We start from the raw sequence: 12,524 nt of genomic DNA, 5'->3' as shown, positions 1-12,524 counted from the left end.
TTTAGAAGTATGTGCCAAAATCTAATTCAAAAATATAATGTGGCAGGGCCTCGGTACACGAGTTACCCAACCGTTCCTTATTGGGATGAGGCCAATTTTACCAGATCAAAATGGGAGGATTCTGTGCGTTTTGCCTTTAGAGGTGATTCAGCAAAAGATGGATTTAGTCTCTACATTCATTTACCCTTTTGTGAAAGCCTCTGTACTTTTTGCGGTTGTCATAAGCGGATTACAAAGCGTCATGATGTAGAACTGCCATATATCAAAGCACTTTTAAAGGAATGGTCTTTATACCAGGATTTAATTGGTGAGCGACCACTTTTAAAGGAATTACATTTAGGAGGAGGTACCCCTACTTTTTTTGCTCCTGATAACCTTAAACATTTAATTTCTGGATTATTAGAGACGGTTGAATTAGCGGAGCATCATGAATTTAGTTTTGAAGGCCATCCCAACAATACCACCAGGGAGCATCTAAGTACCTTATACAATTTAGGCTTTAGACGTGTTAGTTTTGGTGTTCAGGACTATAGTCCAACGGTTCAGAAAGCAATTAATAGGATACAGACTTTTGACAAGGTTGCTGAGGTAAGCCAAATGGCTAGAGACATTGGATATACTTCTGTTGGGCACGATTTAATATTTGGATTACCATTTCAAACAGAGGCAGATTTGGCTCAAACCATCGCTTATACAAAGCAAATCATGCCAGACAGAATAGCTTTGTATAGCTATGCGCATGTACCCTGGATTAAAGGTAATGGACAACGAGGCTTTAAAGATGCTGATTTGCCGTCACCAGAATTGAAGCGTCAACAATATGAGTTGGCTAAAAGAGATTTAATACAATCGGGTTATCTGGAGATAGGTATGGATCATTTTGCATTACCTGAAGATTCTTTAGCCACAGCCATTTATAATGGCGAGTTACATCGAAATTTTATGGGATATACCGCCGCTAAAAGTCATGCTATGATTGGTTTAGGTGCTTCATCTATAAGCGACAGTTGGCAAGGATTCGCCCAAAATGCCAAATCCATTGAGGACTACTACAGGCTACTGGATATTGACAAAATCCCGGTCTTTCGCGGGCATATACTGTCTTATGAAGATCTAATTATAAGACAGCACATTCTTAATTTAATGTGTCAGTTTAAAACGTCATGGAATTCTGAAAACCTTAGGTTTGCTGAATTACCTGATGTACTCGAGCAATTAAAGGAGTTTAAAAATGACGGGTTGCTTTATTTTGAAGCAAATACACTCCTTGTGACTAAAAAAGGACGACCATTCATAAGAAATATATGTATGGCTTTCGACCTCCTATTACAGCGTAAAAAACCTGATACGCAGTTATTTTCTATGACCATTTAAATACTTTACCTATGAAACGCATTATTGTACCAATTGATTTTTCTGAGCATTCAGATTTTGCACTGGAGGCTGCTGCTAACCTGGCAAGGAAATATGATTCAGAACTTTTAGTTCTGCACATGTTAGAATTGTCTAGCGCTATTCTAACTACTGCCGGAAATGCTATTAATGAAGAGGCGGTTTTTTATTATAAACTAGCCGAACAGCGTTTTGAAGAATTCCTGAATAAGGATTATCTGGAAGGGATTAAGGTGACCCCCATCGTCAAACACTTTAAAGTATTTAGTGAGGTCAATGAGGTGGCTAAGGATCACGATGCCAATTTAATAGTTATGGGATCTCATGGTGCCAGTGGTGTTAAAGAGGTGTTGGTTGGTTCTAATACCGAGAAAGTGGTGCGATATGCGGATATACCTGTGCTTGTTATTAAGCACAACCCCATCTTATTAGACTTTGAAAATGGTGTCTTTGCAAGCGATTTCTCCGAAGAGGCAATAATGCCGTATCTAAAAGCTAAATTAACGTTTAAGAAGCTTGGTGCGAAGATGCATTTGGTATATGTCAATTCACCAGATGGTAATTTTAGAAGTTCCACCGAAATTGATAAGCGCGTTTCATTGTTCCTAAAAAAGGCGGAAGGAAGTTTGGATAGTATTAATGAAGTTAATGTGGTATCAGACTATTCAATAGAGAAGGGCATACTAAATTTTGCAAATGCTATAGGCGCAGATCTTATTGCTGTAGCAACCCATGGACGAAAAGGATTAGCGCACTTCTTTGAAGGCAGTATTTCTGAGGATTTAGCCAATCATTCAACCTTGCCAGTGATGACTTTCAAGATATAATTTACTTATTACAAGTTACAAATTGATTACGTAGAAGAAGAGCGTTAGAACGATAGATCTAGCGCTTTTTTTAATGGCAGTCTATAGCTGAATCAACCATTTCTACAACAGGAGCGGGCGATATATATGGAATTCCTAAACCAAGTCCTCTTAAAATGAATAAGACTCCAATAATGACTACAAATAGGGGTATGGCCTTTTGGATTTTGGCTTTGATATTGAAATTGAGAAACTTACCTATATAAACGGCTGTAGTCATAAGAGGTATAGTTCCAATACCAAAAAGGACCATGTACAATGAGCTTTCGGCTAAATTGCCCATGGCAATCGCCCCAAAAACGGCCATATATACCAAACCGCATGGTAAGAACCCGTTTAAGAATCCAATGGTTAAAAAAGTGTCTGGCGTACGTTTCTTTAAGGCAGTTCCTAAATTGGACTTGACTCTTGAAATGATTTTATAAATGGGTTGTGCGATCCTAAGATTGCCTGCCAGACGGTTTGGTATTAAAACAAGAACAATCATTAGAACTCCAATAGCAATGGATAATTGCTGTTGAATACCAAATATGTAAAGGCTTTTGCCAATGAGCCCAAATACCAATCCTATGATACTGTAGGCAAAGATTCTACCAAGGTGGTACAAGGCAATCTGCCCCGCCTTAGCCCATGAGTTACTTCTATTCACTGGTAGCATAAAGGCGATAGGCCCGCACATGCCCATGCAATGCAGACTTCCAAGTAAACCCAAAACAAGCGCAGAGTAGAGCATTAGCTTAATACGTTAATGCCGATTTGTAAAGGTAGGTTTCCTTTCCCTCGGTCCATTCGATTCTAATGTTCCAACGACCATCCAATAAACGGTTGTCAGGTATGAGCAAATAATGGTTAGATAATGAAATAGGCATTTCAAAATCTAATTGTTTATTAGATGGTCTTATTAGGAACACTTTACCTTCTATTTTTAATTGATCAATTTCTTTAGGGAAACTTAAAAGCAATCCTTCCTCAGTTTTTTTATAACTGATCTCCTCAGAAAGTGCTTTAGCGTTTTCAACTTTGTCTATATCATTTTGATATTCTAATTCTTGCTGATAATAATCATCAGCTACTAACTCGTGATTGTACTTGTCATCCGTGCTCATGCGTACCACAAAAAACATGATAAAGCCTATAAATCCTATAAAGGCAATAACAATGGCGGTTCCCCAGTTTAACTTCATTTTATTCTTCTTTTAGCAATTATTAATTATAACTTCTAGGTCCAAGGAAACTTACACTTGTCGTTTCAATTAACTCTTCTTCACTATACACATCTACACGAATTTTGTGTTTATCTCCTTCAAGATCCCCCTGTTTCATTTCAATGAATAAGGTGCCTTCCGCTAACCCCGTAGCAGGAACTTCAATACTGGAATTATTGGATACCAATTTGACAATTCCCATTTGATTTCTAACTCTAAAGGTGACCCCTTTTATAGTATCCGTTGTTTTATTGATGAGCTTATAGGTGTACACATTACTGATCACATTATTGTCTTTACGCTCATACAATTGACCTGGAAGTCGCAGTATGGTCGCTTCAACATCGTTGCGTAAGGCCAACATACCTAACAACACAGCTATTAGTATGCCTAAAACCGCAACGTATCCCTTCATGCGAGCAGTAAACTTAAAAGGGACTTTATTTTCTATGTTTTCTTCACTAGCGTAACGTATAAGACCTTTAGGTTTGTTGATCTTTTCCATGATGGTATCACACTCGTCAATACAGGCGGTACAATTAACACACTCTAGTTGAGTGCCATTTCTAATATCTATTCCTGTTGGACAAACGTGGACACATTGGAAGCAGTCTATACAGTCACCATGGCCTAGAGCATCACGGTCCTCATTTTTCCGAAATTTTTTTCGTCCATTCTCACCTTCACCGCGTTTATGATCATAAGCCACTACTATGGACTTTGTATCTAGTAAGACACCTTGCAGTCGGCCATATGGGCAGGCAATAATGCACACCTGTTCTCTAAACCAGGCAAACACGAAATAAAAGACAGCGGTGAAAATTATAAGTGGTATAAATGTACCCATATGCTCAAAAGGCCCATTTTTTACATAGTTCAATAATTTATCGCTCCCAATTAGGTAGGCTAGAAATATATTGGCAATGAGAAACGAAATGATCATAAAAATGAACCATTTCAAACTTCGTTTACGAATTTTTTCTGCATCCCATTTCTGGCGTTTAAGACGCATTTGTTTGTTTCTATCTCCTTCAATTGCATATTCTATTCTTCTGAATACCATTTCCATAAAAATAGTCTGCGGACAAATCCAACCGCAGAAAATGCGTCCAAATCCAACCGTAAATAGGGTGACGAAGACCACTCCAATAATCATGGAAATAACAAACAAATGAAAGTCCTGAGGCCAGAAGGGCAGTCCAAAGATGTTAAAGCGCCGTTCCAGCACATTAAACATCAGGAATTGGTTTCCATTTATTTTTATAAAGGGGGCTGCAAAGAGAAACGCCAGCAAAAAGTAACTTACCAGTTTTCGTTTTTCATAAAGCGGTCCGGCAGGTTTTTTAGGAAATATCCAATTACGCTTACCTTCTTCATCGATGGTAGCAATGGAATCTCTAAATACTTCATTTGGTGGCGCTTCCATGCACGTTGTTCGTTAGTTGTTTGATGCTACAGTTGTGGTGGCTTCAATAGGTTCGGCTGCTTCTTCGGCAGGAGCCTCTTCGGTTGCCTCTGTAGCAGATTCCTGTGTAGATTCTTCTACTGCACTTTCATCTACCCAAATCTCACCTTCTGGTTCTTTTGGATTAGCCGCTGTTGTGCCTTGAAATTGCAGAACATAACTAGCTACCTGTGCCATTTCCGAAGGTTTTAAACTGGCTTTCCAAGCAATCATCCCTTTACCGGAACGACCACCTTCAGAAATGGTATTAAAGACATTTTTAATACCCCCACCTAAAATCCAATACTCATCAGTAAGGTTAGGTCCAATACCTCCGCCACCGTCTGCCATATGACAGGCCACACAGTTAACTTCAAATATCTTCTTACCAGCGTTAAGATCACCTGCGTCTGTTAACAACTCAACGGTGTTAACATCTACTAGATCCTTAGCTGTTTTTTTGTATTCTTCAATGGCCTTGGCTGCTTCGGCATACTCGATTTCATATTCCACAAATTGGTCGTCAGCACCTAATACGTGATAACGTATCATATAAACCACACCAAAGATGATGGTGACATAAAAACCATATAGCCACCATGGTGGTAAGCTATTATCAAGCTCTTTAATACCGTCATAGTTATGATCAAGAATAATTTCTGCTTCTTCTTCAATGGGTTTACTACCCAAGAGTTTTAGATATATGGCCTTTAATCGTTTGAATTCTGGGGCCTTATTCTTTTGCTCTAAATAGCGTGCCTGGGCTTCCTTATCTAAGCTTCTAAATAGAATATTATCTAAAGCTGCCACAATCCCTTCTATAGCTAATAGTATGCAAAGCACTAAGATTAAAAACAGCATAATTACTGGTTGTTCTATAAATGCAGGTTGATCACCTGAAGGAACATAGTATTCAACAAGGCCGGCAATGATGAAAAAGACAACCGGAACACGTATGTATGATGGGATTAGATTTCTCATAATATGCTGTCGTTTTGATTGTTAGTTTCTAAAGGAATGTTACTCACCTTAGTGATATAGTCTTTCTTAGCGGTAATAACCCAGTAAAACAGGACCATAAAAAAGGTGAAAAAGATGACGAGAGAGATTAGCGGATAGATCTCAATCCCTGCGATACTCTCCATATGATGTTTTATAAATTTTAGCATGATGTTTAGTTTTGAGCAGTTTGATTTTCGAGATCAGATTTCTTAATGTCTGTTCCAAGTCTTTGGAGATAGGCAATAAGAGCAACTATTTCTCTGTTTTTCATTTCAACAAAATCACTTCCAGCTGCCGCCTTGTCAGCTTCGTAGGAAGCAACAAAATCCGGATCACTGTAGAGGTTATTTTCAATTTGAGTTCCTTGTTCTAACATTGAGGCTTGTGCATTTTCTATTTCTTCCTCTGTATAAGGAACTCCAAGTGTCACCATGGCCTGCATTTTCTTTTCGGTCATAGATTTATCCAACTCATTTTTAATGAGCCATCGGTAGGATGGCATTATGGAACCACTTGATGTGCTTTGCGGGTCATACATATGGTTAAAGTGCCAGTTGTCTGAATATTTACCCCCAAGCCTGTGTAAGTCTGGACCAGTTCTTTTAGAACCCCATAAAAACGGATGGTCGTACACATACTCACCAGCTTTGGAATATTGTTTGTCATTAGAGAGATCATAACGCTCTACCTCAGATCTAAACGGACGTATCATTTGCGAATGACAACCCACGCACCCCTCTCTAATATAGATATCGCGCCCTTCGAGCTCTAGAGCTGTGTAAGGCTTAACACTACTAATAGTTGGGATGTTAGACTCTACAACTAAGGTTGGTATAATTTGAACCACACCACCAATAAGAATGGCTATGGTAGCATAAACAGTCAATAATACAGGCTTTCTTTCCAACCAGGTGTGCCATCCTTCATTGGCAACACGTTTACCAGTTACTCTTGCCAGAGCTGGGGCTTCAGCCAACTCATCTTCTACTTTAGAATCGGCATGTCTAATGGTCATAACAACATTATAAACCAATATCAAGGTTCCAACAATGTAAAGCGTACCTCCAATAGCACGCATCCAGTACATAGGCATAATTTCAGTTACGGTTTCAAGGAAGTTACCGTAAACCAATGTTCCATCAGGGTTAAACTGTTTCCACATACTTGCCTGGGTAAACCCGGCAACATACATGGGGAGTGCATAGAGTACAATACCTAAGGTTCCTAACCAGAAATGTGCATCGGCCAGTTTAAAGGAATACAGACGTGTTTTAAATAATTTAGGAACCAGGTAGTAAATCATACCAAAGGCCAGGAAGCCGTTCCATGCTAGAGCACCCACGTGAACGTGTGCAATAACCCAATCTGTAAAGTGCGCAATCGCATTAACATTTTTGAGCGATAGCATAGGACCTTCAAAGGTTGCCATACCATAACCTGTAATGGCTACGACCATAAACTTAAGCACAGGATCCGTTCTTACCTTATCCCAGGCACCACGAAGGGTTAATAAACCGTTGATCATACCACCCCAGGATGGAGCAATAAGCATTACCGAGAAAGCTACACCTAAGTGTTGTGCCCACTCTGGAAGTGCTGTATATAATAAGTGGTGTGGTCCGGCCCAGATATAAATAAAAATAAGAGACCAGAAGTGTACGATGGAAAGTCGATACGAATACACAGGTCTGTTGGCAGCCTTAGGTACAAAGTAGTACATAAGCCCTAAGAACGGAGTGGTTAGGAAAAATGCTACCGCATTATGTCCATACCACCACTGCACCAGCGCATCTTGTACACCTGCGTAAACAGAATAACTCTTTAGAGCACTCACAGGAAGTTCTAAACTGTTGAAAATATGGAGGACTGCAACCGTTACAAACGTGGCAATGTAAAACCAGATGGCAACATAGAGATGTCGTTGTCGGCGTTTTAAGATGGTACCAATGAGGTTAACACCAAAGGCTACCCATATAAGTGCAATGGCAATATCAAATGGCCATTCCAATTCGGCATATTCTTTAGAGGTGGTAATCCCTAGTGGCAAGGTAATGGCTGCTCCAACGATTAATAATTGCCATGCCCAGAAATTAAAATTACTCAGGAAATCACTGAACATTCTGGTTTTAAGTAGCCGCTGCGAAGAGTAGTAGACTCCCGCAAAAATGGCGTTACCCACAAAGGCAAAAATTACAGCATTAGTATGCAGAGGTCGTAGACGACCAAAACTTAACCACGAAATACCATCGGTTAGGTTAGGGAAAATAAACATGAATGCCAGTAGCAATCCTACCAGCATCCCAACCACTCCCCACAGTATGGTGGCATAGATAAATTTCTTTACGATTTTATTATCGTAGTAAAACTGTTGCATTTCCATAGTTAGTGTAATTTGTCTGTATTAGTATTTATTGATTGTTTTGTTGATTTTTTTACAAGTTCATCTTCAAACAACATGCGAACAGATGGCGTGTAGCCGTCGTCGTATTGTCCAGATTTTACCGCTAGGATAAATATGATGAAGAAAGCAATAGCTACTATGATGCTAATGCTCAAGAGAATATATATAACGCTCATACCTACTGAAGTTATGTTTCAAAAATACTTTGGTGTCCATGGTTAAAACATGATTTTTATCATATCCATTTTATTATTTCAATTTTCGTACCAGCATGTTGGTACATACTGTGGTAAATACAACAATACTAATAGAACTTAAAGGCATTAGTATGGCCGCAATTACAGGTTCTAATTGGCCTGTTACTGCAAAGTACAGACCTATAACATTGTAAAAAAAAGAGAAAACAAAGCTCCATTTTATTATATCTATAGCTTTCCTGCTGGCCCATAGATAGGAGTCAAGTTGGTTGAGCTTGCAGGCATCTAGGATGGCGTCGCATGCAGGAGAGAAGACATTGACATTATCGGAGATGGCAATTCCAACATCGCTCTGTGCCAAAGCGCCGGCATCATTTAAACCATCACCAACCATTAGAACCTTTGAACCTTCAGATTGATGGTACTTTATGAATTCCAGCTTATCGTCCGGTTTTTGATTAAAGATGAGTTTGGTCTTTGCTGGGAGCAGTTTTTGAAGGTTGTCTCGCTCACTATCGTTATCTCCTGATAAGACAATTAATTCAAATTGTTTCCATAAACGTTTGAATAATCCCGATACCCCCTTTCTATAATTATTATAGAAAGCAAAATGTCCTTTATATTCATTATTTGAACTTATGTGGACAACAGTATTAGTTATTGTTTGCTCCTGAGCTTGCCCGACAAAGTTGGCCGATCCAATTTTTAAATCAATGCCTTTAAAGCTTGACTCGATGCCCTTACCAGTGTGCTCAGCAAAATGATCCAGACTGATGATGTCATTGGATTGCAGTAATTCGTATAAGGATCTGCTTAAGGGATGGTTGGATCCTCTAAGCGTGTTTTTAAGAACCAATTCTTCTTTTGTATTGAGAGGTTCGCCAACGTAACTCGTATGGTTACTATTAGAAGTTAAAGTTCCTGTTTTATCAAAGACAATGGTGTTGATTTTAGAGAGTTGCTCTAAAGCCCCAACATTTTTAATATAAAACTTTAGTTTCCCAAAAATGCGCAGCATATTACCAAATGTAAAGGGAGCAGAAAGGGCAATGGCACAAGGACAGGCAATGATTAATACAGCGGTAAACACATTCATCGCCTTTGATATATCTGCATAAAGCCAGAAACTTGTAGCAATTAGGGCAATGGTTAAAATAGCAATTGTAAAGTGCTTGGAAATGGCATTGGTAATATTGGTGAACCCCTCTTCCTTATTTTTTGAGAAGATATCATTACTCCAAAGTTGCGTGAGATAACTTTGTTCGACCGATTTAAGAGCCTGAATCTCTAGAACACCCCCCTTTTGCTTACCACCGGCAAAAAGTTTGTCTCCTGAATGTTTGGCGACATGATGTGATTCACCGGTCACAAAACTGTAATCTATGGCGCCTTCACCTTTAATTAAGATACCGTCAACAGGAATTAGCTCTTCATTTCTAATCAATAAACGATCTCCTTGCTCAATCTTATAAACAGGAATGCTCTCCTCTGTGTTGTCCTTATTTATTTTTGTGATGGCAATTGGAAAATAGGATTTATAGTCCCGTTCAAAAGACAAGAAGTCATAGGTTTTTTGTTGAAAGAACTTTCCAACCAATAAAAAGAAGACCAACCCAGATAGGCTGTCAAAGAAGCCTGATCCCAGATCGAACATGATATCTATGGTACTTCTTAGGAATAAAACTGTAATACCGAGAGCAATGGGGACATCAATATTTAGCAGTTTTGCTCTAAGGCCTTTAAATGCTGAAATAAAATAATCTTGTGCAGAGTAAAAAACCACCGGCAGCGATAAGCTAAACATCAACCATCTAAAAAAGTGTTTGTACTGTTCCAACCAGTATTCATTAACCTCGAAATATTCCGGAAAGGATAAGAACATAATGTTTCCAAAAGCAAATCCGGCAACACCAAGTTTATAAATTAAACTGCGGTTGATATGCTTTTCAGAACTACTATAATCTTCTAAACTTATATAGGGTTCATAACCGATTCTACTGAGTAAAAGTACCAGTTCTTTTAAACTTGTATTTTTAGCACTATAGGTGACTCGTACCGTCTTCTTACCAAAATTAACTTGAGAATTACTGATACTGGGATTCAGCTTGTTCAAGTTTTCCAGAATCCATATACAGGAACTGCAATGAATATGAGGTATGTAAAGCGTAACAATCTCAATATCATCGTCTTGAAATTCAGTGAGCTTTTGCACAATTGAAGCCTGATCAAGAAAATCATACTTTTCTTCAATTTCAGTAGGAATGGCTCCTGGTGATTTTTGAAGATCGTAATAACTGGTTAAGTCGTTTTCTGAGAAAATCTCAAAAACCGTCTTACAACCGTTACAACAGAATTGTTTTTCTTGAAAATGAATAGGTGTAGAACCACAAGGGTCACCACAATGAAAACATTGATTGTCTTCCATTTATTTGCTCTATTATACCTGATACAAATGTGAAAATAATGTTAAGGGTAAAATATGATTTTTGTCATGTATTACGTATTTTAGTAATTGACTAAATCAATTGATATGAGTAAATGTGAATCGTGTATTGTTAAGGAGTTCAACTCTTTGAAAGCCTTGACAAGGGAAGAACTGATGCGCGTTTCAGCGTGTAAAACTGGAAAATCTTTTCGAAAAGGTCAGGTGATTTTTCAGGAGGGTGAATCCCTCAACGGTGTTTATTGTGTACGAGATGGAGTTTGTAAATTGACAAAGCTCAGTGAGAACGGAAAAGATCAGGTGGTAAAGTTAGTGGTCAAAGGAGGGCTATTAGGTAAACGCTCATTAATCACTGAGCAAAAGACCAACCTTAGTGCTGTGGCACTTAATGATATGGAGATGTGTTTTATTCCTAGGAGTGAGATCATGCAAGATCTCAAAAAGAACCCCAACTTTACTATGGATGTTCTTAAGCGCATGGCTGAAGATTTGTTGGCTTCAGATGACAATATTGTCAACATGGCTCAGAAATCTGTTAGGAGACGTATGTCTGAAACCTTAATGTACATTCACGATGAATTTGGAACAGATGAGGATGGATTTTTAACTATTGTTATGAGTCGTGAGGATTATGCGAGTATCGTTGGAACCGCTACGGAGTCTGCCATTAGAATCTTATCGCAATTCAAAAAAGAGGGCATCATCTCGACCAAAGGAAAACGTATTAAAATTGAGGATTACAATAGCCTCAAGTGGATGGAATAATATTTTCTGAAAATTCTTAAATAGGATTTAAATCATTCTGTTGTTCAAAAGGATAAAAAACGCTTGTTTTATTTGAGAAATTCCTGTTAGTTTCTTTAAGTTTTTAAATACTACAGTTTTTCAAATACATACGCAAAAGTATAATCGTCAACAAAAACTGCCCCTGTAGAAAATACCATCCTGTCTTCTGTAAGTTCTGATAATTGATACGATGTCCTGGAAGTAATAGTTAAATTATCTGCTTCCTCATATCTGGAATACTCTAGAATAAGAGTTACTTCAACAACTTCTTCGTCGTTTAAAAGGTAAGGTACATAGAGCAGCTGTGCATTGAAACTCTCTGAATCGCTTATTTCGTTAAAGCATGGGGATTCTCCCAAACTAATAATAACAGGTTCTATACTTTCATTCGTGGCTGATGCTGTAAAAGTATAAACGTCATCTGATACACATGAACTATTTGGAAGTGAGGGGTAATCTTCATAACCTGAAGGAACTATAACTTCAGTGAAACGCCACGATTTTTCATCACCTCCATGCATTTTAATTAATTCGTCAGCTTTAAAATCGGAGATAATAATTCTTTGTAGATCATTATCATTTCTATCACAGCCAGTGATACTTGTAATTGAAATGACGAAAATTAAAAGTGTTTTGAATTTAAGGCAGTATTTGACTGCCAATTTTGATGTGATTGTTTGCATTTTTTGATTGATTTTTGATGCGGTAAAAATAGCAATAGTATGCTGAATGTATACAAAGAATAATTAGAAAATTCTCAAGCAAAAAAAGCGAATCTCGTGATTCGC

General features: G+C 38.2%; 12 protein-coding genes. 3 read left to right on the top strand and 9 right to left on the bottom strand.

Annotated elements, in window-relative coordinates:
* Window positions 1-9 precede the first annotated feature (9 nt).
* Together hemN and DN064_RS04715 are read left to right on the top strand one after the other, a co-directional pair.
* Complete coding sequence (gene hemN / locus DN064_RS04720) at window positions 10-1,374, top strand: oxygen-independent coproporphyrinogen III oxidase (RefSeq protein ID WP_115461479.1); 1,365 nt, start codon at window positions 10-12, stop codon at window positions 1,372-1,374.
* Window positions 1,375-1,385: 11 nt separating this feature from the next.
* On the top strand, window positions 1,386-2,219 hold the full coding sequence (locus DN064_RS04715) for a universal stress protein (protein ID WP_115461478.1): 834 nt from the start codon (window positions 1,386-1,388) through the stop codon (window positions 2,217-2,219).
* A gap of 70 nt (window positions 2,220-2,289) precedes the next feature.
* On the opposite strand, the gene DN064_RS04710 is transcribed toward DN064_RS04715, so the two are convergent.
* From DN064_RS04710 to DN064_RS04675, 8 genes are all read right to left on the bottom strand, one after another.
* On the bottom strand, window positions 2,290-2,991 hold the full coding sequence (locus DN064_RS04710; RefSeq protein WP_115461477.1) for a sulfite exporter TauE/SafE family protein: 702 nt from the start codon (window positions 2,989-2,991) through the stop codon (window positions 2,290-2,292).
* Window positions 2,992-2,995: 4 nt separating this feature from the next.
* Window positions 2,996-3,442: a FixH family protein gene (locus DN064_RS04705; protein WP_115461476.1), complete on the bottom strand. Its 447-nt coding sequence runs from the start codon at window positions 3,440-3,442 to the stop codon at window positions 2,996-2,998.
* Between the two features lie 22 nt (window positions 3,443-3,464).
* The gene (ccoG, locus tag DN064_RS04700; protein ID WP_115461475.1) at window positions 3,465-4,889 is read right to left on the bottom strand and encodes a cytochrome c oxidase accessory protein CcoG; all 1,425 of its coding nucleotides are present in this window, start codon (window positions 4,887-4,889) and stop codon (window positions 3,465-3,467) included.
* A gap of 12 nt (window positions 4,890-4,901) precedes the next feature.
* A complete protein-coding gene (locus DN064_RS04695; RefSeq protein WP_115461474.1) occupies window positions 4,902-5,888 on the bottom strand; it encodes a cbb3-type cytochrome c oxidase N-terminal domain-containing protein in 987 nt (328 codons plus the stop codon).
* Window positions 5,885-6,076: a CcoQ/FixQ family Cbb3-type cytochrome c oxidase assembly chaperone gene (locus DN064_RS04690; RefSeq protein WP_115461473.1), complete on the bottom strand. Its 192-nt coding sequence runs from the start codon at window positions 6,074-6,076 to the stop codon at window positions 5,885-5,887. Before DN064_RS04690 ends, DN064_RS04695 begins: the two co-directional genes overlap by 4 nt.
* A 5-nt stretch (window positions 6,077-6,081) precedes the next feature.
* The gene (ccoN, locus tag DN064_RS04685; protein ID WP_115461472.1) at window positions 6,082-8,289 is read right to left on the bottom strand and encodes a cytochrome-c oxidase, cbb3-type subunit I; all 2,208 of its coding nucleotides are present in this window, start codon (window positions 8,287-8,289) and stop codon (window positions 6,082-6,084) included.
* Between the two features lie 2 nt (window positions 8,290-8,291).
* Window positions 8,292-8,486 carry a cbb3-type cytochrome oxidase assembly protein CcoS gene (ccoS, locus tag DN064_RS04680; RefSeq protein WP_115461471.1) on the bottom strand — a complete coding sequence of 65 codons (195 nt, stop codon included), beginning with the start codon at window positions 8,484-8,486 and terminating at the stop codon, window positions 8,292-8,294.
* Window positions 8,487-8,559: 73 nt separating this feature from the next.
* Window positions 8,560-10,932 carry a heavy metal translocating P-type ATPase gene (locus DN064_RS04675; protein ID WP_115461470.1) on the bottom strand — a complete coding sequence of 791 codons (2,373 nt, stop codon included), beginning with the start codon at window positions 10,930-10,932 and terminating at the stop codon, window positions 8,560-8,562.
* Window positions 10,933-11,037: 105 nt separating this feature from the next.
* Here DN064_RS04675 and DN064_RS04670 point away from each other — a divergent pair, with 105 nt between their 5' ends.
* Window positions 11,038-11,715 (top strand): Crp/Fnr family transcriptional regulator, encoded by a 678-nt coding sequence (locus DN064_RS04670; protein WP_115461746.1) that lies wholly within the window; start codon window positions 11,038-11,040, stop codon window positions 11,713-11,715.
* A 110-nt stretch (window positions 11,716-11,825) separates the two neighbouring features.
* Here the strand turns inward: DN064_RS04670 and DN064_RS04665 are convergent, their stop codons facing one another.
* On the bottom strand, window positions 11,826-12,419 hold the full coding sequence (locus tag DN064_RS04665; RefSeq protein ID WP_115461469.1) for a hypothetical protein: 594 nt from the start codon (window positions 12,417-12,419) through the stop codon (window positions 11,826-11,828).
* Between the last annotated feature and the right edge of the window lie 105 nt (window positions 12,420-12,524).

Origin of the sequence: Winogradskyella aurantiaca (assembly GCF_003362725.1) — a bacterium.
Classification (GTDB): Bacteria; Bacteroidota; Bacteroidia; order Flavobacteriales; family Flavobacteriaceae; genus Winogradskyella_A; species Winogradskyella_A aurantiaca.
Note: the sequence above shows the minus strand (reverse complement) of the source record. Positions and strands in the feature narration are given on the sequence as shown.